Genomic DNA, 21,677 nt, shown 5'->3' with positions numbered 1-21,677 from the left:
TCTTCCGGAAGCGCGGCTTCGGGAGGAGTCGGCGGACTCCCTCACCTACGCGCGATATGCAGAAGGCGGGATGGCTGCCGGTGAGCTCAGCCGATCGTGCGTGAGATCCGAACGATGACTCTCTGCCCCGGCTTCCGCTGCACGCGCCTGACCAGTCGCTCGAGCGCCAGGAAGATCTTGAACTGCAACCCGTATTTCGCGGCGAGTGCGCGATTGCCCGCGGTCTGGTCTTCGTCCAACGCGGCGGTTCCTGCGACGGTGATCGCATCGTCGGCGACATGGCCCATCCGGGTGCACGGACGCATGCTGACGCTCGCGTTGCGGCGAAGCCGCTTGACCTTGCCAGTCGAGCGCTCGGTGGTGACCACGAGGTCGTCACCCTCCGCGGCGATCCACACCGGTGTCGCAACTATCGCACCCGACTTTCGATATGTGACGAGCGAGACGAAGTGGCTGTCCGCGATCCGCGACCATTCGTCAGCGCTGTACATCTCTCGAACGTAACCCCGGCGCGGGTGTGCGAGGCGCGATCTGCACGATCAACTTGCGCACCATCGTCGCTCTAGCTGCGTCTGTGGGTGAGGTGGATGGTGACGTCGTCACCTGCGTGCTTGCCGATCGCGCGACGGATCGCAGTGGAGATGGGGAGCTTGTGGGTTCCGTCTCCCAAAGCCATGAACGCACCGTCGAACGGGTGGCCGTCTGCCGTTCCCGATACCTTCACAAGCCCACGCGTGCCGAAGATCGCGGCCGAGTCCGGCAACTGCACGCATATCCACGTGTCGCCGTCCCGCACTCGACCCAGGGTTGCGGTGAACCTGACATCGAGCGGTCCGGTGGTGCTGTTCATCTCGGCTCCCTTGTTCGTCGTACCCCTATGACGATCGCAATGGCGAGGAATCGACAGCCGCGCGATTCACCCGTCGATCGGTCATCGACCACGACCCATACCCGCTGGGGGCCTTGGCCGCGCTGTTTGCGCTTTCGGGCGCACGATGGCGCGGGCTCCCGTCCGCTACACCTGCGCGCCGCTCAGACTGCCGGGAGCTTCGTCATCTTGCGATGAGAGTGCCGCCGAGGGGATTTCAGAGGGGACAGTCTGATCGACGACTACTTCGTCAGGCTTTCGTAGACGTGGCGGTGCAGCCGACCAGTCCTTGAGTCGCTGCCCGACGACGTCGTATGTCGCAAACATCGAGTCGATCACCGAGTCGATGAAGCCGGACCTCCCCGCAAGACGCGCGCCGCCCATCTTGCTGAGGTAGGTGATTGTAAACGACTTGATCTCTTTGGAAGGATCGGCCACGAGTACCGCGGGGTTCTCGCGAACGGTGCCGAGAAGCTCCGCGGTGCCGCCTCTTTGACGCGCTGCAAAGGCTTCGATGCGCAGGGTGTCAGGCGCATCCTTGAGTTGGCGCAACAACCAGTTCACTCGCGTCGTGGGCCTCCCCTCTCCGGGCGCATGCGTCGTGAATGAGCACATGATCTGCGCGGCGCGGATGTCGACTGCGATAGTCAGGGGAGACACCGCATTAGGGTTCGGATAGCACCAGCCATCTTGCCGTCGGTGACCAACATCTCTGTCACGGCGGCGACGCGAAGCGACGGGTTCTCGATCTCCGCTCTCGATAGAACCTGCGTGACATCTGCTCCGAGACGTTGACCGAGTTTGAGGGTCCCGTAGCGCAGGAGCGCATCGAATCGCCCGGCTACCTGCGCCGGTTCTTTGTCGTTCTTGCGGAGTGTCCCGCTCGACACTGCATCTCTGACAGGTACCCAACTCGGTCCCATGTCGGTGAACTCGACCGCTCCCGACTTTGGATGTTCCAAGTAGCGGATCAGCTCTCCGAGGATCCACGCTTGGTCGGGATCAGCCACCCCGCGGAACTCCTTCTGCAACACGGCCGCCGCGAGGACTTCCGTCCAGGACAGATGGTGCATGGCGACGTTCTTCGCCTTGCGCTTATCGACAGCAGTCGGGTGGGACCCGGGAGCGGGGGGAATCTCGTTGGAGATCGTGAGTAACGCATCGAAGCGATGCGCGCGGGCGACATCCAGGTAGTTCTCGAGTTGCTCGCGCTGAAGTTCGTTGCTCCCGGTCTTAACTTCGACGAGCGCGGTCCATTCTCGCGAGCCGCGTTTGATGCGGATGAGGCCGTCGGGAAACACCTTCTTGTCGCCGAGGAGAAACGGAACTTCGATGAATGCTTCGAGCGTGCCCGCTGGTGCACCCATCGCGCTAGTCAGTGTGCGGCCATACTCCTTGACGGAACTCATGACCGCGAGCAATGCGGAGGTTGCGCGGCGTTCTTGTTCCTCCGCTCCGTTTATCCCCGACGTAGGGATGAGACGTGCGGCGTTCCAGGGGTTCTCTTCAGCCATATCCACTCCGTCGTAGGTGCTGGTTTCTCTCGAACGTAGCGACAGATCGTTGAAAACCTCACTATTGGACCCCAAGCAGCCGTGGATGGCACCGCTGATCAAGTTGCAATTCATGGGATATCCGTCTTCGGTCTGAACGCCCGTGCTCGCAGCCGATCGCGTTCGGCCCGAATGCGAAGTCGGTGCCCATGGCGCCGACCCGAGTTGGTGTACAGGGTTCTTGGGTCCGGACGCACGACTCCTCGAACTCCTCGCGCTGGCGCCTCGGGCGGTCGATCGTCGCGGTGCTCGACCGCGCCGACGACTTCAGTCCAGCCACCTGCGAGCTGTGGCTTCCGGTCGAGCGCGTCTGAGGGAGCGGACCCGTCGTCCGGGAGCGGCCGGCGGGTCCGCCTCCGCGCAGGAGGTGCCGCCCGCCGCGTAGCCTGTTCGCAGGCGGACGACGCCGACGAGACCTCGAGGAGGGCACCCGTGACGGATGCCGATGCGCGCACCACCTGGCTGCTGGTCGACGGAGAGAACATCGACGCGACACTGGGCGGGTCGATCCTCAACCGGCGTCCGCAGCCCGATGAGCGTCCGCGATGGGATCGCCTCACCGCCTTCGCCGCGCGCACGTGGGGACAGCCCGCACGCGGCGTCTTCTTCCTCAACGCGTCGGCAGGCATCCCGATGTCGTTCGTCCAGGCGCTGAAGGCGATGGATTACATCGTCGTCCCGCTGTCGGGAGTGGCCGACGAGAAGATCGTCGACATCGCGATCCAGCGCACGCTGCAGGCCTTCGCCGACCGCCCGGGCGACGTGATCCTCGCCAGCCACGACGGCGACTTCCTCGACGACCTCGCGGCACTCATCGACGGTGAGCGACGCGTCGGAGTCGTGGGCTTCTCGGAGTTCCGCAACATCGGGTTCGCCTCCATCCCGGGCCTCCACAAGTTCGACCTCGAGTACGACGCGCGGGTCTTCGACGCACCGCTGCCGCGCATCCGGGTCATCCCCATCGAGGAGTTCGACCCGACCGTGTTCCTGGGGCTGGGCGGCTAGCCCGAGGCATCCACTCGTCCCGCTGTGGCCACCGGCCGCGCCGCCGGCCGGTGATTGGATCGGAGCATGTCCGACGACCTCGACTTCTCGACCGACGCTGCGCGCATGGATGTCGCGCGCGTGCACCGCTGGCTGGCGGAGGAGTCGTACTGGGCGCGCGGCCGCACGCGCGAGACGCACGAGGCGGCCATGGCCGGATCGCGCAACTACGGCGTCTTCGATGCGCGCAGCGGGCAGCAGCTCGCCTACGCCCGGGCGATCACCGATGGGGTGACGTTCGGGTGGATCGCCGACGTCTTCGTCGACCCGGAGGCGCGCGGCCGCGGCGTCGGTAAGCGCCTGATGGCGGGCATCATCGACGACCTGAAGCCCCTCGGACTCAAGCGCACCGCGCTGTTCACCGAAGACGCGCACGGACTCTACGAGCAGTACGGCTTCCAGCGCATCACCGACCCGGAGTTCTGGATGCTGCGCTGGGGCGACGGCTATGCGCCCGCCGTCGGCGGAGTCTCGGCAGCGACGTCCTAGGCGGCCATCGCCAGTTCGCCCACGCCGAGGGCGATGAGCAGCGAGAGGGCGGCGAGCACGAGTGACACGGGCACCATCGTGTTGCGCTCGGGGATGCTGCGCGAGACCGCGTTGAGCAGGATTCCGAGGGTGAAGTACGCGAAGACGATCCACATCGCCACCTGCGAGAAGAGGTCGCCGAACACGTTGACAGCGCCGACGCGGTCCCACGCGACCAGCGCGATGAAGGCGTAGATCACGATCGAGATCACGCTTCCGATCCGCAGGCGTGCGGGGAGGCGCTGGTGCTGGCCGCCCCACGCGAATCGACCGAGCGGTGCGCCCAGCGCCAGCGCGAGCTGGAACACGGCCAGCAGAGCGAGCACGACGGTCAACGCGAGGGCGAACGGCATGACCTCACGCTACTGACTCGGGGGTCACAAGCGTGGCGAGCTTCGAGGAGCGGATACCTCTCCTCAGGCCTCGTCAGACCAGCGCAACGTCAGCGCAAGGGGGCGGTGGCAGCATCCGCTCTCATGCCGGCTCGACGACGCGGCGCATCACCGTCTTGTTCTTGCCGATCCGGCGCTCGAAGGTGAAGCCGGCCTCCTCGAACATGCCCGGGGTGACGTTATGCAGGAACGACGACGACACCCGCTTGCCGGGTTCGACGATGTTCGGGAACGACACCACCTCGCCGCCGCCGGCCTGCGCGATCAGGTCGAGGGCTCCGCGCAGCGCCTCGAGCGCGACACCCTTGCGGCGGTGGTCGCGGTCGACGAAGAAACACGTGATGCGCCACGGCGCGGGGTGGGCCTCGCCGGCGTCGTACTCCTTGCGGTGATAGATGCCCGGCAGCTCGGCGGGGGAGCCGTACTCGCACCACGCGATCGCCTGGTCACCGTCGAAGACGAGCGCAGCGTGCGCGACGCCTTCCTCGATCAGCCGCCGCTTGAAGGTGGGGCGGTCGACGTCGTCCTTCTTCGTGGTCGCGGTGTCGCCGTGGAAGTAGCTGCAGTAGCACCCGCCCCACACGCCGTTGTGCTTCTCGGCCAGGGCCAACCAGGCCGGGTATGTGTCGAGCGTCAGCGGTTTGATCTCGTGCGCCGTCATGACGACATTGTCGACCTGTGGGCGACGTGGGGGAACAGCACTCCTGACAGCCCGAGATCGCGCGGGTAGCCTGTCGGCATGTGGGAGGCGGTGGGCGACCTGGTCGCGGTTCCCGACGTGGTCGGGATGCCGTTCCACCTGGGGCGTGCCCGTGCGGCGGAGTGCGGCGTCACCCTCGCCAGCCTCGATCCCGACGGGCCGCCGATCGGCGCTCTCGCATGGCCCGGACTGTTCTACATCGTGACGCAGCATCCTGAGGCGGGTGCTGTCGTGACGCGCCACGCGTCGGTGCGCGTCGAGATCGTCGCCCACGGAGACATGGGCGACACCGCGCGCGTCCGGTCGCCGAGACCTCCGTCGACGGATGCGGCGCACGCCGCCGCACCGCCGCGCCCGCGCGAGAGTGGCGGGGCGGATTCGGACCTGACCGCTCACTAGGCTCGTCGCGTGCGGGTGCGTGCGATCGACCTCGTGGACGTCTTCGTCTACCTCGTGGTGCTCGGCGCGTTCGTGCAGCTCTTCCCGAGCGTCATCTCGGAGTCGTTCTTGCTGTCGCTTTTGACGGCCGTGCTGCTCAAGATGGTGCTCGAACTCGTGATGGTCGTGAAGAAGCGCATCGTCGCGCGCACCCGCGACACCGAGCGTGGATGGCTGCGGACCGTGGATGCTGCGACACTCCTGCTCGTGTTGCCGGGCAGCAAGTTCCTGGTGCTCGAACTCACCGACCTCGTCTTCGGAGGGGCGGTGCAGCTGGGCGGCTTCTTCCCGGTCACCGCACTGATCGTGGTGCTGATGCTCGCGCGCGGGGGTGTGCGGCGGCTCGTCGGCTCGGGACTTGTCGGTCGCGGGCGGGCTTAGGCATCCGATCGGGTCAGTCCGGAACGACTCCGCGCGCGGCCCATGCGGAGCCGCTGATCTCGAAGGGCCGCTCGAGGCGCGCGGCTCGAGTCAGCCATGACTCCCGATGCCTCACCGAAGGTGGTGCGCGTGACGACGAGACCGTAGCCGAGAACGTGCACGCGGACGAGAATGCGGGTGGTGTCGTCGGAGTGGAGGAGCGGGCGATGGGTGCAACGGTGCTGTACATGTCCATGTCGGTCGATGGGTTCATCACCGGGCCGAACGTCGCCGACGAGAACGGCCTCGGAGACGGAGGGATGCGGCTGCACGAGTGGGTGTTCCCGCCCGAGGGGCCGGTCAACACGCAGATCGTCGGCGAGTTCATGTCTACGGGTGCGGTGCTGGCCGGTCGGGGCACGTTCGAGCCCGCCAACGGCTGGCACGGCGACCATCACGACGGCGTGCCGATCTGGGTGATCAGCCGCCGCGAACGCCCGCAGTGGACGCGGGACATGGATGCCGTGCAGTACACCGACGACCTCGAGACGGCGTTCCGCGACGCGAAGGCGGCAGCAGGCGACAAGAACGTGCTCGTGCACGGGGCGAGCACGGCGCAGCGCGCGATCGTCGCGGGTCTCCTCGACGAGCTGGAGATCCACCTCGTGCCGGTGCTCTTCGGTGTAGGCCGACTCCTGTTCGAGCATCTCGGCGTGGGGCAGCGGCAACTCGAGCGGGTGCGGGTGCTCGAAGGCGAGGGCGGCGTCACGCACCTCCGCTACCGCATCCTGCGCTGAACCCGAGCGGCGGAGCGGCCGCTCTCAAAGCCAGCGTCCCTAGGCTGGTGGGGTGACGCAGGAGCGACCGGATCCGCTCGTCTGCCCGACGTGCGGGGATCCGCTGAGATTCGAGGTGCTCGACGACGAGCGGTTCCTCGTCGCGTGGTCGTGCCTCACCTGCGGTCTGATCCGCACGACCGAGCCGGTCTAGAGGCGGGTCCGCTCAGTTCGGTCGTCCTCCAGGATCCAGAGGACTTCGCACGCTCCTCTTGACTGCGCGCGAGTCGGCTCGCTTCACTCGTCACGAGGACGAACGGTTTGTAGCCGTATCGCTGGGGGAGTCGACGTGGTCGACGGCGCATAGATGGGGGCTAAGAGTGCTGATCTTCTACACCGACGAGACCGGCGATGCGGGTTTTGATCTGGACGAGCACATCGTGACACCAAACCTGAAAGTCGGGCAGAGCCACTACTTCAGCTTGTCCGGAGTAGGGATACGAGACTCTTCTCGGCGACCGCTTGCAGAGGCTCTCCTCATCCTCAAGAGAAAACACTTCGGGGACACCGTGGATGGAGTGTGGGGAGACACCGAGATCAAGGGCAAGTTCATCACTCGATCCATGCCGGACACGACGGCGAACCTGCGTGAGCAGCGACCGAGCGGGTGGGCTGCAATCGACTCCGTTCAGAAGGTCGACGCACTGAGTCGCGATATCGGCCTTCTTCTCGACAAGTTCCGACCGCTGATTTTCGTCATCTCCTTCGACAAGCGCGAGGCCATCCGGAGGAACAAGATGGTGAACCCTGTTGGTGTCGCCTATACCTACCTCCACCAAAGGATCGCTCTAACGATGGAGGACATCCATGCGGGTGAAGGCGCGATTGTCGTTGCGGATCAGCAATCCCACCACGAACGGCTGTACCGCGACGGGGTCGTTCACGAAATGCGTGATCTGCTCGGGCAGAACTTGCGTCGAAAGCCGAACTACAACCTCGTGCTCGACAAGCCGCTGTGGGTGGACACCGCACTCAGCACCTGGGATCGCGAGATCATCCAGCTCGCGGACATCGCCAGCTACACCGTGACGATTGCCCTTGAGCGGGGCGCTCCGCCCACAGAGCTGGGGTACTTGTGGGATGCGCTTCGCCCGCATTTCGCTGTGCATTCTGCAACGGGGAGCATCGTGGATTGGGGGGTCTCCGCTTACCCGCGGGGCGCCAAGGTTCCAGATCTCTGACGCGCAAATCTAGGCGAGTCGCAACTGACCAGCGTGTCAGCGGTGCGTCGACGAGTCGTGCGGCTGAATGTCCGCTCGATCGGGAATTGCAACAGCATTGGTCCAGCTCGTTCGCCGCGACCTCAGCGACCGGGTCGGGAGAGGGCCTCGATCGACGCGCGGGCTCCGAACGAGGAGATCGATGAGCGAGCCGCGATGAAGGCCGCGCGCAGGGTCTCGTTCGCGCCGAGGCCGCCGAAGACGGGGGCGTAGTCGAGGAACTGGCCCGGCGCCGTGGCCTCGGCGGCCACCGCGGCGCGCAGCTCTTCGAGACGACGGTCGACGGCAGCATCCGTCTCCAGGAAGAGGCTCCACGCCGCCAGCACGAGGACCGCCCGCGAGATGTCGCCGCCGGCCGCGAGCTGCTCGCGCACCACCGGCAGGAGGAACTTCGGGATGCGGTCGGAGCCGTCGACGATCTGGCGGGCGAGGGTGTCGCGGATGGCCTCGCTGCCGAAGCGGGCGATGAGCTGGTCGCAGTAGGCGTCGAGGTCGATGCCGGGCACCGGGCGCAGGGTGGGGATCGCCTCGAGGTGCATGTAGTCCTGCAGGAATCCGACGAACAGCGGGTCGGTGCAGACCTCGTGCACGTACTCGGCTCCGGAGAGGATGCCGAGGTAGCTCATCGCCTGGTGCGACGCGTTGAGCAGCCGCAGCTTCATCAGCTCGTACGGCAGCACGTCGGGCACGAGCTGCACGCCGACCTCCTCGAGCGGAGGGCGGCCGAGCGTGAAGGCGTCTTCGAGCACCCACTGCTCGTACGACTCGGAGTGCACGGGCCAGCAATCCTCGATGCCGAACGCGGCGCGCACGTCGTCGCGGGTCTGGTCGGTCGTCACCGGAGTGATGCGGTCGACCATCGAGTTCGGGAACGACACGTTGTCGGCGATCCAGGAGCCGAGCTCGGGGTCGACGCGGCCGGCGAAGCCGAGCAGCGCGGTGCGGGCGACGTGCCCGTTGCCCTGGATGTTGTCGCACGACATGACGGTGAAGGGGAGGATGCCGGCGGCGCGGCGCCGACGGAGTGCCTCCGTGAGGTAGCCCAGCACGCTGGCCGGCGTGTGGCCGGGAACCCCGCCGGCGACGAGGTCGGCGGTGGTCGTGGCATCCGTCGGCCGGAACTCGCCGGTGGCGTCGTCGACGCCGTATCCGCCCTCGGTGATCGTGAGCGAGACGATGCGGGTGCCGGGGTCGGCGAGCTTGGCGAGCACGGCCTCGGGGTCGTCGGGGGCGTAGAGGTACTCGACGATCGAGCCGACGACGCGCGCCTCGGTGGTGCCGTCGGGGGCGGTGGTGACGAGCGTGTAGAGGCCGTCCTGCGCGGTGAGCGCGTCGCGCATGGCGAGGTCGAACGGCATGATGCCGACGCCGCAGATGCCCCACTCGGTGGAACCGGCGCCGAGGATGCGGTCGAGGTACATCGCCTCGTGCGCGCGGTGGAAGCCTCCGACGCCGAAGTGGACGATCGCGCTGGAGACGGCGGAGCGGTCGTAGCCGGGCACGGCGACGGCCGGGTCGAGGGCACCGAGGGATGCTGCGCCGAGCGTGGTCATGGGTGCTCCTCTGCAGAGGTCGAGGTGGGGAAAGTGGTGGCCGGCGGGCACCCGGTGTGGGTGCCCGCCGGCGGTCTCATTCAGTGCGGGTGGTTAGTTGCACTTGGACTGGTAGACGGCGGTGGCGCCGGTGGTGTCGATGTTGTCCTTGGTGAGGATGGTGAACCCGGTCTGGATCTGCGCTTCGGTGGCCTTGCCGGTGAGCGCGTTGATGGCCTGGGTGACACCGTCGGTGCCGATGGTGGCCGGTTCCTGGGCGACGAGGGCCTGCACGGTGCCGTCCTTGAGGGCCTTCACCTGGGCGGGGCCGGCGTCGAACCCGACGACGGTGACCCCGGTCTTCCCGGCCTGCTTGATCCCGGTCGCGGTGCCTTCGGCGGCGAACAGGTTCGCGGCGAAGATGCCCACGATGTCGGGGTCCTTCTGCAGTGCCGCGGTGACGATCTCCGCCGCGGTGGCCGGCTCGTTGTGCGAGTACTGGATCCCCAGGGAGGAGAACTTGGAGTCTTTCGCGACGGCTTCCTCGAACCCGGCCGCACGCGCGTCGGAGGTGGAGATGCCCGGGTCGATGGAGACGACCAGGACCTTGCCGCCCTCGGGGTGTGCGGCCTTGATCGCGTCGAACGCGGCCGCCCCGCCACCCTTGTTGTCCGAGGAGATCTGCGAGACCGCCATCGACGGGTCCGTCAGGGTGGTGTCCACCAGGACCACCTTGATCCCGGCCGCCGCCGCCGCAGCGATCGGCGCCTGCATCGCCGCGACATCCGTCGGGGCGATCAGCAGCGCGTCCGGCTTGGACGCGACCACCGCGTCCACGATCGGCTTCTGCAGCGTCGGGTCGAACTTCTCCGGACCCTGCGTGGTCACCGTCGCCCCGGCCGCCTTCGCCGCCGACTCGATCCCACACTGCATCGAGATATAGAACTCATCCCCCGCCACACCCTGCACGAACGCGATCTTGTACCCACCCGCGCCCGCACCGCCCGACGCGCTTCCCGAGCCGCCACCGGAACATCCGGCCAGCATCAGGGCGGCGCTGGCGCCGAGGGCAGCGACGGCAAGAGTCTTCTTGCTCCACTTCATTGTGATTACCGTTTCTCTCTGTTGTGAGGTGTGAGCCGGGTGTCGAGAACGCTGTCCCGGCATTCGCCGGCGGAGTCCGCCGGACATCTGGGTCCGCCCGTGCGGGGCGGGAACGGTCAGCCTTTGCGGCCGCCGCTGAGGAATTTGCGCCACATCCCCTGCGAGTTGCCGCGCAGGGCGGCCGAGCGGCGCACCTGATCGACGTAGACCGCGGTGATCAGCACGGCGCCGACGGCGACCTGCTGCCAGAACGGCTGCACGCCGGTGATGACGAACCCGTTCTGCAGCACCGCGGGGATGAACAGACCCACGACGGTGCCGAGGATGGTGCCGACTCCGCCGAACAGCGAGGTGCCGCCGATGACCACGCCCGCGATCACGTTGAGGTTAGTCTGCGACTGGCCCGCGATCGCCGTGGTGGAGAACTGCGAGAGCGAGAGGATGCCGGCCTCCCGCGAGTCCGCCCGAGAGCATGTAGACGCGCATCAGCTGCCCGTCGACCTTGACGCCGACCCGGCGTGCGGCGATCTCGCTCGAACCCACCGCCAGCGTGTAGAGGCCGAAGCGGGTGAAGCGCAGCCCGACCGCGCCGCACACGATCACGACGAGGGCGATGACCGAGATGGTGGGGATGCTGCCCAGCACGTTGCCGTAGCCGATCGAGGTGGTGAGCACGAGCGGCACCTCGCGGATGTCTACACCGCCGGTGAGGATCTGGGCGAGACCGAGCGTGATGCCGAGGGTTCCCAGGGTGACGATGAGCGGCGGGATCTTGCCCTTCGCGATGAGGAAGCCGTTGAACAGCCCCCAGAACGTGCCGGAGACGATCGCGACGGCCACACCGATCAGGGCGACGCCCCATCCTTCGCCGCCGAGGGCACGCATGGTCATCGCGGCGACCACGCCGGAGAACACCAGCACCGAGCCGATCGACAGGTCGATGCCGGAGGTCGAGATGACGAAGGTCATGCCCACGGCGAGCACGGCCAGGATCGAGGCGTTCTGGATGATCAGGCGGAAGTTCGACCACTGCGCGAACGTGTCGGGCGCGATGAAGCCGAACACCGCGATGATGACGAGCAGCACCAGGAAGATCTGGAAGGCCTGGGCCCGCAGCATCCGCTTGAAGAAGCCGATCTGCGGTTCGTCGAACGTCCCGATCGCGACCGTCTCGGTGGCCGGGGTGGCGGGCGTCTTCGTGGTGCTCATCGGGTCGTCTCCTTGGTGACGGCGCCGGTCATGAGGCCGACGAGTTCTTCCATCGAGGTGTCTTTCGCGTTCACGTTCGCGACGCGGGTGCCGAGGCGGAGGACCTGGATGCGGTCGGACACTTCGATGACGTGGGGCATGGAGTGGGAGATGAACACCACCGCGATGCCCTTGTCCGACACCCGCCGGATGGTGTCCAGGACGTTCTTGGTCTGCCGGACGCCGAGCGCGGCGGTGGGTTCGTCGAGGAACACCACCCGGGACGCCCAGTGCACGGCACGGGCGATCGCGATCGCCTGCCGCTGCCCGCCCGACATCTCCCCGACCGGGGAGGTGAGGGACCGCACCGTGGCGCCCAGGTCGTCGAACGCGGCCCGGGACGCTTTGGCCATGTCCTTGGTCTTCATGAACCCGAACGCACCGGCGATGCCCGGGCGGCGGATCTCCCGACCCAGGTACATGTTCTGCACCGGGTCCAGATGCGGGGCCAGGGCCAGGTCCTGATAGACGGTCTCGATCCCCAGGGCGGACACGGCGGACGGGGTGGACATGTCCACCTCCTCCCCGTCGAACAGGATCGTCCCACTGTCCACGGCCAGGTTGCCGGAGAGGGCCTTCACCAGGGTCGACTTCCCCGCCCCGTTATCCCCGATCAACGCGGTCACCTCACCCGGATAGACCTCGAAATCCACCTCGTTGAGCGCCCGCACATGACCGAACTGACGCGACAACCCCCGCGCCTGGAGGACGGGAACGGGTGCGGTGCTCATGCGGGAACTCCTTCAGTGCGGGCGGATGCCTCGCCGGTGGGCGAGACGCGGACGATCAGGTCGGCGCGATCGCGCGCCGGGTCGACGAGCTGCGCGTTCGGCTCGTCGACGTCGGCCACCCACGCCAGGGCGGCGTCGGGGGCGTGGCCGTAGGACTCGCGACGCGCCACCAGACGGCGACGGCGCTCGGAGGCATCCACGTCGAGGAACCACGTCTGGTCGAGGTGGTCGGCCACCGCGTCCCAGCCGTGCGCGTCGTGGAGCAGGTAGTTGCCCTCGGTGATCACGAGCGGGATGCCGGCGGGCACCGCGATCGCCGAGCCGATCGACTCCTCGATCGAGCGGTCGAACAGCGGGGCGTGGATGACGCCGGAGGTCTGGGCGCGGAGGCGGGCGAGCAGGGCGACGTAGCCGTCGACGTCGAACGTGTCGGGCGCGCCCTTGCGGTCGCGGCGGCCGAGTCGGATGAGCTCGGCGTTGGCGAGGTGGAATCCGTCCATGCCGACGAGCACGGCCTGGTCGCCGAGGGCGTCGAGCAGCTCGGCGGCGACGGTGGACTTGCCGGCCCCGGGGGTTCCGGTGAGACCCAGGATGCGGCGACCGCCGCCGGTGATCAGCGCACGGGCACGCTCGACCAGCTGCGGGATGCTCTCCTGCACGGTCGGCGGGGTGCTCTCGCCGGGTGTGGTGGTCACGGTCTGTCGTTCCTTCGTTGGTGACGACGGCGTCTGCGCGCTGCGTCGATGAAGCGGATCGGAGTCGGGAGGCTCCGAGATCTTTAGCAACGTACGCGCATCATGTCACCGGTGTCAAGCGCCGTGACGAAAAGGTGATGACACCGGAGTCATGAGCGTTATTCTGCGGGTAGCATGTCTGCGGCGCACGCGTTCGGCCGCCGGCCGCCGCGACACCCCAGGCATCCACTTCATCGTCGAAAGAGAGCACCCCATGACCGACCTCGCAGGCCGCACCATCCTCGTCACCGGAGCCGGCGGAGGGATCGGCGGCGCCACCGTGCGCCACCTCGTCGCCGCCGGCGCGCACGTGCTCGCCGCCGGGCGCACCGCCGCGAACCTCGAGGCGATCGTCGCCGAGACCGGCGCAGAGCCGATCGTGTTCGACCTGGAGTCGGAGGACGAGATCCGCGCCGCGATCGAGGGCCGCGACCTGTGGGGCGTCGTGAACTGCGGCGGCTGGGGCGGCGAGATCGCCACCCCGATGGACACCGACATCGCGGTGTTCGACAAGGTCATGTCGATCAACGCACGCGGCTCCCTGCTGGTGACGAAGTACGCCTCGCGCGAGATGGTGCGCCTGGGCAAGGGCGGCGCGATCGTCAACGTCTCGAGCCAGGCGTCGCTCGTCGCGCTGTCGGGGCACATCTCGTACGGCTCCTCGAAGGCGGCGCTCGACAACATCACGCGCGTCTCGGCGCTCGAGCTCGGCGGGTACGGCATCCGCGTCAACAGCGTCAACCCGACCGTCGTGATGACGCCGATGTCGGCCTGGTACTGGGGTCGGCCCGAGATCGAGGGCCCGTTCCTCGATGCGATGCCGCTGCACAAGTGGGCGACCGAGGACGACATCGCCGCCCCCATCGTGTTCCTCCTGAGCGACGGCGCCGCGATGATCTCGGGCGTCTCGCTGCCGATCGACGGCGGCTACTCCTCGCGCTGAGCGGGGAACGCAGCATCCGGCGCGCTCCTCGTCTCCTCCCTCCCGCCCCTCGCTCCCCCTTTCTCGTCCAAAGCCCGTGCGATGGACGAAAGCCCCCGGCATGAACCGTTCACGGCGGGGGCTCTCGTCCGACGCACGGGCGTTGGGCGCACGAAGAGGGTGGGGGAGCGAGGGAAGGAGAGGGCGGCTCGGCGCGAGGGGGTGGGTCGGCGAATGGATGCCGGGGCTCAGACCCCGGCTTCGGCGCGCAGGTGCGCGAGGGCGGTGATCGAGGCCTTGCGCACGTGCGCTGCGCACAGCCGCGAGGCGAGCTCGGCGTCGCGGGCCGCCGCGGCGCGGACGATGCCGCGCAGCTCGTTGACAACCTCGAGGGGGCGTCCGGGCTCCGACATCGACGTCGCGCGCAGCACCTGCACGCGCGCCTGGATGCTCTCCAGCAGCTGCTGCAGCGCGTAGCTGCGGGCACCCTCGATGAGCACGGCGTAGAAGCGGTCCTTCGCCTTGAGCACGTCGCGGATCGACGTCGTCGACGTCGTGACGCCGGCGAACTCCTCCACCGTCGCGACGAGACGCGCGACCTGCTCGTCGGTCGCGCGCTCGACGAACCGCTGCACGACGAGCGACTCGAGCGATGCGCGCACCTCGTAGAGGTCGGTCGCGTCGGCGAGCGAGGGCGCCGTGACGATCGCGCCCTTCTGCGGCACGACCGTGACGATGCCCTCGGCCGCGAGCTCGCGGATGGCCTCGCGGATCGTCGTGCGCGAGACGCCGAGCCGCTCGATGAGCTCGCGCTCGACGAGACGCTGACCGGGCTGCAGCGAGAAGTCGAGGATGGCCTGGCGAAGTGACGAGGTCACCTGCTCGCGCAGGGGGGCCGCCACGCGGCCCACCGGTTCACTCGACCACGACCCCGACAGGGAGTTGGACGTCATTGCTCTGCACCTCGATCACGCATGGGGTGTCTCACCCTTACTGAGATCATTCTCTCTCCGCAACTCGTCCGTGCCGGGAGCGGCGGTCGGGCCCGCGCCGTGCGCGTCCTTCACCGCGACCCAGCGGGCGATCTCGGTGTGGTCGGCGGTGGCCGGGAGGTGGGATGCCGCGTCGGCCCACAGCTCGACGGCGTCGGCGCTCAGCCGGCGCGTCGTGCCCGTGGCCTCGGCGAGGCCCAGGGCGATGCGCATGTCCTTGAGCATGAGACCGAGCCCGAAGCCCGAGTCGTAGGTGCCGGGCAGCACGAAGTTGGGCCACTTGTTCTCGGTGGAGCCGCTGCGTCCGCTCGAGCGGTTGAAGACGGCGAGCATGACCTCGGGGTCGAGCCCGAACGCCGCGCCCGCCTCCATCGCCTCGGACGTCGCCCACAGGTGGGTCGCCGAGAGCAGGTTGTTGAGCGCCTTCACAGCGTGGCCGGCGCCGACGCCGCCGCAGCGGATCGCCGTGCCGAGTGCGGTGACGACCGGCAGCACGCGGTCGACCGCGGCATCCTCCCCGCCCACCATGATCGTCAGCGTGCCGGCGACCGCGCCCTTGACGCCGCCCGAGACGGGGGCGTCGACGAGGGCGACGCCGTGCGGCGCGAGACGCTCGGCGAGCTCGCGGGTCGAGGTGGGCTCGGACGAGCTCATGTCGACGAGGATCGAGCCCTCGACGAGCGCGTCGGCGGCGAGCAGATCGTCGACGACCGACGTCACGATGCGCGAGTTGGGGAGCATGAGCACCACGACACCCGCACCGCGCGCCGCGTCCGCCGCCGAGTCGGCGCCCGCGGCACCGACCTCGGCGAGCCGCGCGACGGCGTCGGGGGCGACGTCGAAGCCGCGCACCTCCTCACCGGCCGCGACGAGTCGCCCGACCATGGGGAAGCCCATGTTCCCCAGGCCGATGACCGCGACCGCGCCGCGCTCAGGCATCCGCGGGGACTTCTGCACGCGCCTCGCGCAGCGCCTGCTCGGCGATGCGGAACGATTCCAGCGCCGCCGGCACGCCCACGTAGATGGCCGCCTGCAGGAGCGCCTCCTGGATCTCCGCGTCGGTGACCCCGTTGCGGACGGCTCCGCGCACGTGCACCGACAGCTCGTGCGACCGGTTGAGGGCGGTGAGCATGACGATGTTGAGCAGGCTGCGGGTGTGCGCCGGCAGTCCGTCGCGCGTCCAGATCTGGCCCCAGCAGTACTCGGTGACGAGCTCCTGGATCGGGCGGGAGAACTCCGTGACGTTGCCGAGGCTGCGGGTCACGTGATCGGCGCCGAGCACCTCCTTGCGCTTGGCGAGACCCGCCTCGTAGGTGTCGGCGTGGGTCGTGGTGTCGTCGGTCATCGCGCTTCCGTTTCTTCGGGACGAGGGTTGTAGTCGGAATCGGCCACGGCGTCGTCCCAGTTGGTGGGACCGAGCGAGATGGCGGTGTGGGTCATGAACGAGTCGGGTGCGGCGCCGTGCCAGTGACGCTCGCCCGGCGGCACCCAGACGGTGTCTCCCGCGCCCACGCTCACGGCCTCCGCACCCTCGGACTGCACGAGTCCGCGGCCGGCGATGATCTCGAGGATCTGACCGTCGGTGTGGCTGTGCCAGAACGTGCGCGCTCCGGGCGTGAAGGTGACGGTGTTGATCGTGATGCCGTCGGTCGCCGGCATCGTGAGGAAGTTGTGCACCTGTCCGGTGAACTGCGAGCCGGTCTTGCCGGACGTGCCGGAGCGCTCGGCGGCGCGGATGAGCTTCATCGGGGGTCCTCCTGATCGGCGTCGTGCACGACGATGCCGCCGGAGAGGGCTCCGAGCACGTCGACGACGGTGTTGCTGATGTCGCCCGCGCGGCCCGCGGCGATCGCGGACCCGAAGCTCGCGAGCGGACCCGACGCGTGCACCCCGGCGATGCCGAGACCCGCGATGAGCTCGGTGTAGAGCATGACGTCCTTCATCATGAGCGCGTTGGTCAGGCCGCCCTTGAGGTAGTCGCCGTGCACGATCTTGGGGAAGCGGTTGAGGGTCGCGAAGTTGACGCCCGAGCTGGTGTTGAGCACGCCCAGCAGGGCGTCCATGTCGAGCCCGGCGCGCTTGCCGGCGATCATCACCTCCGACGTCGCCGACAGGGCGACGGCGTTGAGGAAGTTGTTGAGCAGCTTCGTCGTGTGGCCGGCGCCCGGCGCGCCCATGTGGAACACGTTCGACGCGAAATGCGCCAGGTGGGGGCGCACGGCGTCGAGCGCGGCGGCGTCGCCGCCCACCATGAGCGTGAGCGTCCCCTTCTCGGCGGCGGCCGCGCCGCCCGAGATGCCGGCATCGAGGTAGACCGCCCCGGCCTCGGCGAGCTCGACGCCCAGCGCGCGCGTGGACTCCGGCGCCGCCGTGCTGAGGTCGACGACGATCTGACCGGGACGCGCGTGGGCGATGACGCCCTCGGGTCCGCGCATGACCGCCTCGACCACGCGGCTGTCGGGCAGCGACAGGAACACGACATCGGCCTGCGCGACGACATCGGCGACGGATGCCGCGGCGGTCGCCCCGGCCGCCTCGATGTTCGGGGCCGACGTGTCGAACCCCACGACGTCGATGCCCTTCGACGTGATGCAGCGCGTCATCCGGCCGCCCATGTTGCCGAGGCCGATGAAGCCGAGCTTCGGATCGGTCATGAGATCTCTTCCTTCCAGTTCTCGCCGTACAGCTGCGCGTCGACCGCGTCGGCGTCCCAGGCTCCGGCGCCGCCCGACGGGCGGACGGTGTTGACGATGGTGGCGCCGCCGTCGACCGACAGGATCTGCCCGGTCATGTACGAGGCATCCTGCGACAGCACGAACGCGACGGTCGCAGCGATCTCGTCGGCCGACCCGGCGCGGCGCAGCGGCGTCGTCGACGCGCGCTGCTCCATGTCGTTCTTGCCGCCGGCGGTGGTGGCCGCTGCCGCGAACAGGTCGGTCGGGACGATCCCCGGGGCGACGCCGTTCACGCGGATGCCGAGCGGTCCGCCGTACATCGCGGCGGCGCGGACGAGCCCCACGACGGCGTGCTTGGACGTGTGGTACGGCAGCAGGTCGGCGGCGGCGGTGAGGCTGGCGATGGACGCCGTGACCGCGATGGCCCCGACGCTGCGCTGCGCGCGGTAGCAGCGGAACGCCGCGCGCAGGCCGAGGAACTGGCCGCGCACGTTCACCGCCATGACCCGCTCGAAGTCGTCGACCGAGATGTCGGGAAGGGGCTGGAAGCCGCCGAAGATGCCGGCGTTGAGGTGATGGTGGTCGATGCGTCCGAACGCGGCGATCGCGGCATCCGCGTACGACTGCACGCCCTCCTCGGTCGCGATGTCGGCGCGCACGGCGATCGCCTCGCCGGGAAGCTCCGCGCGCGTGCGCTCGGCCGCGTCGCCGTCGATGTCGACGACGACCACGCGCGCGCCCTCCGACGACAGCCGGTGGGCCGACGCGCGGCCGAGACCGCCGCCGGCACCCGTGACGACCGCGACGGATCCCTCGAACCGGCCGCTCATCGGGCCGCTCCCGCCGGGGGAGCGCCGATGGTGGCGGCGTTGCCGTGCAGGTCGCCCTCGACGGGCGTGAACCGCTCGAGCGTGGACGGATCGTGGCCGGAGACGACGTGCGCGACGGCTCCGGATGCCTCGAGGTCGCGGATGTGGGCGAAGCTGTCGTACATCTCGACGATGTCGGCGACCGACGTGAACACCATGTCGCGCTGATACTCCTCGTAGTAGTGGACGGCGTCGGAGGCGAGCAGGACGGTGCCCTCGGACGTCTCGACGAACACGATGCTCTGCCCGGGCGTGTGGCCGCCGATCTCGACGATGCGGACGCCGGGGGCGACGTTGAGCGAGCCCTGGAAGAACGTGACGGTGCCGCGGGCAGCGGCATCGCGCAGGTGCGCGAGCTCGACGTCCTCGACCGAGTGGTGGAAGAGCGGCTTGGTCGCGTGGGGCCCTGCCCAGAAGTCGAACTCGCGCCGCGAGACGATCAGCTCCGCGTCCGGGAATAGCGGCAGGTTGCCGATGTGGTCGTAGTGGCCGTGCGTGACGATGATGCGCGGCGCGGTGCCCGGCTCGGCGCCGGCCAGCGCGAGGGCGCGCGCCGGGTCGATCAGGATCGTGCGTCCGCGCGCCTCCCCGCCGGCGACCGAGAAGCCGGTGTCGACGAGGATCGTCTCGTCGGGCGTGCGGATCGCCCAGAAGAAGTAGTCCATGTCGATCGGACCGTCGTCTTCGCGGTACACCCCGTGATTGAGGTACACGTCGGAGCGGTTCGTCGACCGCGTGCCGTAGCGCACGATCAGCACCTGGTTTGCGGGGCGGGGCGTGGTGTCAGCCATTGCGGGCCGCCCAGATGCGGTCGGCGGCACGCAGCGCGAGCGCCTGGATCGTGTGGGTCGGGTTGACGGCCCCGCCGGTCGAGAAGCTCGAGCCGTCGACGACGTACAGGTTCGGCACGTCGTGCGCACGGTTGTCGGCGTCGACGACGGAGTTCGAGGCATCCGCCCCCATGCGTGCCGTGCCGAGCAGGTGCCATCCGAGGATCGAGTCGAAGCCGGTCGTTCGCACCGAGTCGGCGCCCGCGGCGTAGCTCAGCTCGGTCGCGCGCCGCACGCCGTCGGCGCCGAGCCGCTTCGAGTTATCGCTCAGCGTGTAATAGGTGCGCACACCGGGCAGCCCGAACGCGTCGAGGTCGTCGTGGTCGAGCTCGATGCGGTTGTGCTCCTCGGGGGCGTCGTCGCCGCACACCCAGATCGTCGCCTCGTGGTTGAGGTGGTGCTCGAGGCGGCTGTGGTGGTCGGCACCCCACGGCGCGACCGCGAGGGCGGTGTTGAGCGGGGAGTACCCGCGCATCGCCACCATCGTGAACCCGCGCACGTAGTCGTTCGCGGCATCCGTCTCGTAGAAGTGGCGCGAGGACACCGTGCCGCCCCAGGCGCCGTGGTCGGCGTCGGTGGGCTCGTCCCAGTGGCCGATCACCATCGTCTGCACGTGCGGCATGAAGTTGCGGCCGACCTGGCCGCTGCTGTTGGCGAGACCGTCGGGGAACCGGTTCGACGTCGACATGAGCAGCAGGCGCGGAGTGCCCACGCCGTTGCCGCACACGACGACGACCGACGCCTTCGCCTCGCGCAGCCGTCCCTCGTAGTCGTAGTAGAGCGCGCCGGTCGCGCGGCCGGTCCGGTCGACCGTGATCTCGCGCACGCGCGCCTGCGTCACGAGGTGCGCGCTGGCCTCGAGGGCCTCGGGCCAGTACGTGTTCGACGGCAGCGCGAGCGCACCGCTCGGGCACCCGAAGGCGCAGAAGCCGCGGTTGACGCACGCCGGCCGGCCCTTGTAGTCCTGCGACAGCAGCGCCTGCGACTGCGCCCACCAGTACCACCCGAGCTTGTCGAAGCCGTCGATCCACCGGTTGCCCTGACGGCCGATCGGGATGGGCGGCAGCGGAACGCTCGGTCGTCCGGGCTGCACGGGGTCGCCGCCGGCGCCCGACATGCCCACCATGCGCTCGTTGAGCTCGTAGTACGGGATCAGGTCCTCGTAGCCGATCGGCCAGTCGACGCCGAAGTCGTCGATCGTCTTGGCCTTGAAGTCGGACGGCTGGAAGCGCCAGAAGTGGCCGCCGTAGCCGATCGCGCTGCCGCCGACCGCCGAGTACATGTAGACGTCGACGGGGTTCTCGCCGAGGTTCGTGACGGGGTAGTCGGCCGGGCCGCGCCGCTTGCCGGGGCTGGGGTTCCAGTAGTGACGGCCGCGCACCTCCCAGTCGGCGTGGTTCTTCGGGATCGTCTCCTCGTCGACCCAGTCGCCCTGCTCGAGGCAGACGACCTTGAGTCCGCGGCGCGCGAGGCTCCACGTGAGGGCGGCGCCCGCGGCGCCGGCGCCGATCACGAGGATGTCGGCGGTGGTGTCATCGGTCATGCGGGAACGCTCCTGAAGCGATCGGGGCGGGCACCGACCTCGAGCATCCGCTCGGTCGGGAAGGGCGCCATCTTCTTGCCGTCGACGGTGTTGCGGACATCGAAGCCCGTCACGTCCTTGACGACCTGCTGCACGCTCGGGGCGCGGTAGTAGGCCTCGTAGGTCAGCTCGAGCACGATCGAGAACGCCACCGGCGCCGTCGTCTTCTCGGCCTCCTGCAGGATCGCGATCTGCGCGGGCTCGTCCAGCTCGGCGAACGGCGCGTCGTGGGCGGCGGAGGCCGCGGCATCCACCGCGTCGATGCCGGCCAGCACGACCGGACGCAGCTCCCGCGCCTTGCGCAGCACCGCGTCGATGTACGCCACGGTGTCGAGGTCGCCGGCCGCGGGCCACGGTCCGTCGGCGGGGATGATGCGGGTCGCCCAGGCCGACAGCAGCGCGGCGCGGCGCTCGTCGAGCACCGTCAGCGGGCCCGTCTCGTCGAAGTCGACGAACGTGCGGCCCATGACGGGGGCGTAGGGGCTGGCGGCGACGCCGTCGCGGTGGTCGAATGCCACG

The 21,677-nt window shown here is 68.8% G+C and carries 29 protein-coding genes and 1 pseudogene; 9 read left to right on the top strand and 21 right to left on the bottom strand.

All coding sequences use genetic code 11. From position 1 onward, the window contains the following. Positions 1-86: 86 nt before the first annotated feature. The 4 genes from ACSJDX_RS04445 to ACSJDX_RS04430 all read right to left on the bottom strand — a co-directional run bounded on the left by ACSJDX_RS04445 (position 87) and on the right by ACSJDX_RS04430 (position 2,484). On the bottom strand, positions 87-491 hold the full coding sequence (locus ACSJDX_RS04445) for a PPOX class F420-dependent oxidoreductase (protein ID WP_438354371.1): 405 nt from the start codon (positions 489-491) through the stop codon (positions 87-89). Between the two features lie 71 nt (positions 492-562). After that, positions 563-850 carry a DUF1905 domain-containing protein gene (locus ACSJDX_RS04440; RefSeq protein WP_438354370.1) on the bottom strand — a complete coding sequence of 96 codons (288 nt, stop codon included), beginning with the start codon at positions 848-850 and terminating at the stop codon, positions 563-565. A gap of 165 nt (positions 851-1,015) precedes the next feature. Continuing rightward, the gene (locus ACSJDX_RS04435; protein WP_438354369.1) at positions 1,016-1,528 is read right to left on the bottom strand and encodes a hypothetical protein; all 513 of its coding nucleotides are present in this window, start codon (positions 1,526-1,528) and stop codon (positions 1,016-1,018) included. Beyond that, positions 1,516-2,484 carry a hypothetical protein gene (locus tag ACSJDX_RS04430; RefSeq protein WP_438354368.1) on the bottom strand — a complete coding sequence of 323 codons (969 nt, stop codon included), beginning with the start codon at positions 2,482-2,484 and terminating at the stop codon, positions 1,516-1,518. The genes ACSJDX_RS04435 and ACSJDX_RS04430 overlap by 13 nt, the downstream gene beginning before the upstream one ends. Before the next feature lie 146 nt (positions 2,485-2,630). On the opposite strand from ACSJDX_RS04430, the pseudogene ACSJDX_RS04425 reads away from it, so the two are divergent. The 3 genes and pseudogenes from ACSJDX_RS04425 to ACSJDX_RS04415 form a co-directional block, all read left to right on the top strand. Then, positions 2,631-2,735 (top strand): annotated as a pseudogene (locus ACSJDX_RS04425) (AraC family transcriptional regulator); the annotation flags it as partial. Between the two features lie 118 nt (positions 2,736-2,853). Further along, positions 2,854-3,426 carry an NYN domain-containing protein gene (locus tag ACSJDX_RS04420; protein ID WP_438354367.1) on the top strand — a complete coding sequence of 191 codons (573 nt, stop codon included), beginning with the start codon at positions 2,854-2,856 and terminating at the stop codon, positions 3,424-3,426. Positions 3,427-3,492: 66 nt separating this feature from the next. Continuing rightward, the gene (locus ACSJDX_RS04415) at positions 3,493-3,954 is read left to right on the top strand and encodes a GNAT family N-acetyltransferase (RefSeq protein WP_438354366.1); all 462 of its coding nucleotides are present in this window, start codon (positions 3,493-3,495) and stop codon (positions 3,952-3,954) included. Here ACSJDX_RS04415 and ACSJDX_RS04410 read toward each other — a convergent pair. Both ACSJDX_RS04410 and ACSJDX_RS04405 read right to left on the bottom strand, forming a co-directional pair. Further along, positions 3,951-4,346 carry a hypothetical protein gene (locus ACSJDX_RS04410; protein WP_438354365.1) on the bottom strand — a complete coding sequence of 132 codons (396 nt, stop codon included), beginning with the start codon at positions 4,344-4,346 and terminating at the stop codon, positions 3,951-3,953. The genes ACSJDX_RS04415 and ACSJDX_RS04410 overlap by 4 nt on opposite strands. A 121-nt stretch (positions 4,347-4,467) precedes the next feature. Further along, positions 4,468-5,046 carry a GNAT family N-acetyltransferase gene (locus tag ACSJDX_RS04405; RefSeq protein WP_438354364.1) on the bottom strand — a complete coding sequence of 193 codons (579 nt, stop codon included), beginning with the start codon at positions 5,044-5,046 and terminating at the stop codon, positions 4,468-4,470. A gap of 78 nt (positions 5,047-5,124) precedes the next feature. On the opposite strand from ACSJDX_RS04405, the gene ACSJDX_RS04400 reads away from it, so the two are divergent. The 5 genes from ACSJDX_RS04400 to ACSJDX_RS04380 all read left to right on the top strand — a co-directional run bounded on the left by ACSJDX_RS04400 (position 5,125) and on the right by ACSJDX_RS04380 (position 7,900). Beyond that, entirely contained in the window at positions 5,125-5,484 is a 360-nt protein-coding gene (locus ACSJDX_RS04400) for a PASTA domain-containing protein (protein WP_438354363.1), read from the top strand. A gap of 9 nt (positions 5,485-5,493) precedes the next feature. Then, on the top strand, positions 5,494-5,904 hold the full coding sequence (locus tag ACSJDX_RS04395) for a hypothetical protein (protein ID WP_438354362.1): 411 nt from the start codon (positions 5,494-5,496) through the stop codon (positions 5,902-5,904). A 206-nt stretch (positions 5,905-6,110) separates the two neighbouring features. Beyond that, positions 6,111-6,680: a dihydrofolate reductase family protein gene (locus ACSJDX_RS04390; protein ID WP_438354361.1), complete on the top strand. Its 570-nt coding sequence runs from the start codon at positions 6,111-6,113 to the stop codon at positions 6,678-6,680. Between the two features lie 52 nt (positions 6,681-6,732). Further along, a complete protein-coding gene (locus ACSJDX_RS04385; protein ID WP_438354360.1) occupies positions 6,733-6,873 on the top strand; it encodes a hypothetical protein in 141 nt (46 codons plus the stop codon). Positions 6,874-7,039: 166 nt separating this feature from the next. Next, complete coding sequence (locus tag ACSJDX_RS04380; RefSeq protein ID WP_438354359.1) at positions 7,040-7,900, top strand: DUF3800 domain-containing protein; 861 nt, start codon at positions 7,040-7,042, stop codon at positions 7,898-7,900. Positions 7,901-8,022: 122 nt separating this feature from the next. Here the strand turns inward: ACSJDX_RS04380 and ACSJDX_RS04375 are convergent, their stop codons facing one another. The 6 genes from ACSJDX_RS04375 to ACSJDX_RS04350 all read right to left on the bottom strand — a co-directional run bounded on the left by ACSJDX_RS04375 (position 8,023) and on the right by ACSJDX_RS04350 (position 13,249). Continuing rightward, the gene (locus tag ACSJDX_RS04375) at positions 8,023-9,492 is read right to left on the bottom strand and encodes a mannitol dehydrogenase family protein (RefSeq protein WP_438354358.1); all 1,470 of its coding nucleotides are present in this window, start codon (positions 9,490-9,492) and stop codon (positions 8,023-8,025) included. Between the two features lie 93 nt (positions 9,493-9,585). Further along, positions 9,586-10,575, bottom strand: a complete 990-nt coding sequence (locus tag ACSJDX_RS04370) for an ABC transporter substrate-binding protein (protein WP_438354357.1) — start codon at positions 10,573-10,575, stop codon at positions 9,586-9,588. A gap of 116 nt (positions 10,576-10,691) precedes the next feature. Beyond that, positions 10,692-10,955, bottom strand: a complete 264-nt coding sequence (locus ACSJDX_RS04365) for a hypothetical protein (protein ID WP_438354356.1) — start codon at positions 10,953-10,955, stop codon at positions 10,692-10,694. A gap of 7 nt (positions 10,956-10,962) precedes the next feature. Next, positions 10,963-11,784, bottom strand: coding sequence for an ABC transporter permease (locus tag ACSJDX_RS04360; protein ID WP_438354355.1), 822 nt, complete (start codon positions 11,782-11,784; stop codon positions 10,963-10,965). Beyond that, positions 11,781-12,554 (bottom strand): ATP-binding cassette domain-containing protein, encoded by a 774-nt coding sequence (locus ACSJDX_RS04355; RefSeq protein ID WP_438354354.1) that lies wholly within the window; start codon positions 12,552-12,554, stop codon positions 11,781-11,783. The genes ACSJDX_RS04360 and ACSJDX_RS04355 overlap by 4 nt, the downstream gene beginning before the upstream one ends. Continuing rightward, on the bottom strand, positions 12,551-13,249 hold the full coding sequence (locus ACSJDX_RS04350; protein WP_438354353.1) for a nucleoside/nucleotide kinase family protein: 699 nt from the start codon (positions 13,247-13,249) through the stop codon (positions 12,551-12,553). Before ACSJDX_RS04350 ends, ACSJDX_RS04355 begins: the two co-directional genes overlap by 4 nt. A 253-nt stretch (positions 13,250-13,502) precedes the next feature. On the opposite strand from ACSJDX_RS04350, the gene ACSJDX_RS04345 reads away from it, so the two are divergent. Beyond that, on the top strand, positions 13,503-14,231 hold the full coding sequence (locus ACSJDX_RS04345; RefSeq protein ID WP_438354352.1) for an SDR family oxidoreductase: 729 nt from the start codon (positions 13,503-13,505) through the stop codon (positions 14,229-14,231). 227 nt (positions 14,232-14,458) lie between these two features. Here ACSJDX_RS04345 and ACSJDX_RS04340 read toward each other — a convergent pair whose 3' ends face one another. The 9 genes from ACSJDX_RS04340 to ACSJDX_RS04300 are packed head-to-tail and all read right to left on the bottom strand — an operon-like array spanning position 14,459 to position 21,676. Further along, complete coding sequence (locus tag ACSJDX_RS04340) at positions 14,459-15,163, bottom strand: GntR family transcriptional regulator (protein ID WP_438354351.1); 705 nt, start codon at positions 15,161-15,163, stop codon at positions 14,459-14,461. 15 nt (positions 15,164-15,178) lie between these two features. Next, positions 15,179-16,141, bottom strand: coding sequence for an NAD(P)-dependent oxidoreductase (locus ACSJDX_RS04335; protein WP_438354350.1), 963 nt, complete (start codon positions 16,139-16,141; stop codon positions 15,179-15,181). After that, positions 16,134-16,547: a carboxymuconolactone decarboxylase family protein gene (locus tag ACSJDX_RS04330; protein ID WP_438354349.1), complete on the bottom strand. Its 414-nt coding sequence runs from the start codon at positions 16,545-16,547 to the stop codon at positions 16,134-16,136. Before ACSJDX_RS04330 ends, ACSJDX_RS04335 begins: the two co-directional genes overlap by 8 nt. Then, on the bottom strand, positions 16,544-16,948 hold the full coding sequence (locus tag ACSJDX_RS04325; RefSeq protein WP_438354348.1) for a cupin domain-containing protein: 405 nt from the start codon (positions 16,946-16,948) through the stop codon (positions 16,544-16,546). The genes ACSJDX_RS04330 and ACSJDX_RS04325 overlap by 4 nt, the downstream gene beginning before the upstream one ends. After that, complete coding sequence (locus tag ACSJDX_RS04320) at positions 16,945-17,856, bottom strand: NAD(P)-dependent oxidoreductase (protein WP_438354347.1); 912 nt, start codon at positions 17,854-17,856, stop codon at positions 16,945-16,947. The genes ACSJDX_RS04325 and ACSJDX_RS04320 overlap by 4 nt, the downstream gene beginning before the upstream one ends. Continuing rightward, entirely contained in the window at positions 17,853-18,707 is an 855-nt protein-coding gene (locus ACSJDX_RS04315; RefSeq protein WP_438354346.1) for an SDR family NAD(P)-dependent oxidoreductase, read from the bottom strand. Before ACSJDX_RS04315 ends, ACSJDX_RS04320 begins: the two co-directional genes overlap by 4 nt. Next, a complete protein-coding gene (locus ACSJDX_RS04310) occupies positions 18,704-19,537 on the bottom strand; it encodes an N-acyl homoserine lactonase family protein (RefSeq protein ID WP_438354345.1) in 834 nt (277 codons plus the stop codon). The genes ACSJDX_RS04315 and ACSJDX_RS04310 overlap by 4 nt, the downstream gene beginning before the upstream one ends. After that, the gene (locus ACSJDX_RS04305; RefSeq protein ID WP_438354344.1) at positions 19,530-21,119 is read right to left on the bottom strand and encodes an FAD-dependent oxidoreductase; all 1,590 of its coding nucleotides are present in this window, start codon (positions 21,117-21,119) and stop codon (positions 19,530-19,532) included. The genes ACSJDX_RS04310 and ACSJDX_RS04305 overlap by 8 nt, the downstream gene beginning before the upstream one ends. Beyond that, positions 21,116-21,676 carry a gluconate 2-dehydrogenase subunit 3 family protein gene (locus ACSJDX_RS04300; protein ID WP_438354343.1) on the bottom strand — a complete coding sequence of 187 codons (561 nt, stop codon included), beginning with the start codon at positions 21,674-21,676 and terminating at the stop codon, positions 21,116-21,118. The genes ACSJDX_RS04305 and ACSJDX_RS04300 overlap by 4 nt, the downstream gene beginning before the upstream one ends. Position 21,677 lies beyond the last annotated feature (1 nt).

It is taken from the genome of Microbacterium fluminis (genome assembly GCF_051549805.1).
GTDB lineage: Bacteria > Actinomycetota > Actinomycetes > Actinomycetales > Microbacteriaceae > Microbacterium.
Note: the sequence above shows the minus strand (reverse complement) of the source record. Positions and strands in the feature narration are given on the sequence as shown.

Bases quoted from the DNA above. Each gene is read 5' to 3' on its own strand.
- ACSJDX_RS04445 (WP_438354371.1), bottom strand. From the start codon at position 491: ATGTACAGCGCTGACGAATGGTCGCGGATCGCGGACAGCCACTTCGTC.
- ACSJDX_RS04440 (WP_438354370.1), bottom strand. From the start codon at position 850: ATGAACAGCACCACCGGACCGCTCGATGTCAGGTTCACCGCAACCCTG.
- ACSJDX_RS04415 (WP_438354366.1), top strand. From the start codon at position 3,493: ATGTCCGACGACCTCGACTTCTCGACCGACGCTGCGCGCATGGATGTC.
- ACSJDX_RS04410 (WP_438354365.1), bottom strand. From the start codon at position 4,346: ATGCCGTTCGCCCTCGCGTTGACCGTCGTGCTCGCTCTGCTGGCCGTG.
- ACSJDX_RS04405 (WP_438354364.1), bottom strand. From the start codon at position 5,046: ATGACGGCGCACGAGATCAAACCGCTGACGCTCGACACATACCCGGCC.
- ACSJDX_RS04400 (WP_438354363.1), top strand. From the start codon at position 5,125: ATGTGGGAGGCGGTGGGCGACCTGGTCGCGGTTCCCGACGTGGTCGGG.
- ACSJDX_RS04390 (WP_438354361.1), top strand. From the start codon at position 6,111: ATGGGTGCAACGGTGCTGTACATGTCCATGTCGGTCGATGGGTTCATC.
- ACSJDX_RS04375 (WP_438354358.1), bottom strand. From the start codon at position 9,492: ATGACCACGCTCGGCGCAGCATCCCTCGGTGCCCTCGACCCGGCCGTC.
- ACSJDX_RS04370 (WP_438354357.1), bottom strand. From the start codon at position 10,575: ATGAAGTGGAGCAAGAAGACTCTTGCCGTCGCTGCCCTCGGCGCCAGC.
- ACSJDX_RS04360 (WP_438354355.1), bottom strand. From the start codon at position 11,784: ATGAGCACCACGAAGACGCCCGCCACCCCGGCCACCGAGACGGTCGCG.
- ACSJDX_RS04355 (WP_438354354.1), bottom strand. From the start codon at position 12,554: ATGAGCACCGCACCCGTTCCCGTCCTCCAGGCGCGGGGGTTGTCGCGT.
- ACSJDX_RS04345 (WP_438354352.1), top strand. From the start codon at position 13,503: ATGACCGACCTCGCAGGCCGCACCATCCTCGTCACCGGAGCCGGCGGA.
- ACSJDX_RS04340 (WP_438354351.1), bottom strand. From the start codon at position 15,163: ATGACGTCCAACTCCCTGTCGGGGTCGTGGTCGAGTGAACCGGTGGGC.
- ACSJDX_RS04335 (WP_438354350.1), bottom strand. From the start codon at position 16,141: ATGCCTGAGCGCGGCGCGGTCGCGGTCATCGGCCTGGGGAACATGGGC.
- ACSJDX_RS04330 (WP_438354349.1), bottom strand. From the start codon at position 16,547: ATGACCGACGACACCACGACCCACGCCGACACCTACGAGGCGGGTCTC.
- ACSJDX_RS04325 (WP_438354348.1), bottom strand. From the start codon at position 16,948: ATGAAGCTCATCCGCGCCGCCGAGCGCTCCGGCACGTCCGGCAAGACC.
- ACSJDX_RS04320 (WP_438354347.1), bottom strand. From the start codon at position 17,856: ATGACCGATCCGAAGCTCGGCTTCATCGGCCTCGGCAACATGGGCGGC.
- ACSJDX_RS04315 (WP_438354346.1), bottom strand. From the start codon at position 18,707: ATGAGCGGCCGGTTCGAGGGATCCGTCGCGGTCGTCACGGGTGCCGGC.
- ACSJDX_RS04310 (WP_438354345.1), bottom strand. From the start codon at position 19,537: ATGGCTGACACCACGCCCCGCCCCGCAAACCAGGTGCTGATCGTGCGC.
- ACSJDX_RS04305 (WP_438354344.1), bottom strand. From the start codon at position 21,119: ATGACCGATGACACCACCGCCGACATCCTCGTGATCGGCGCCGGCGCC.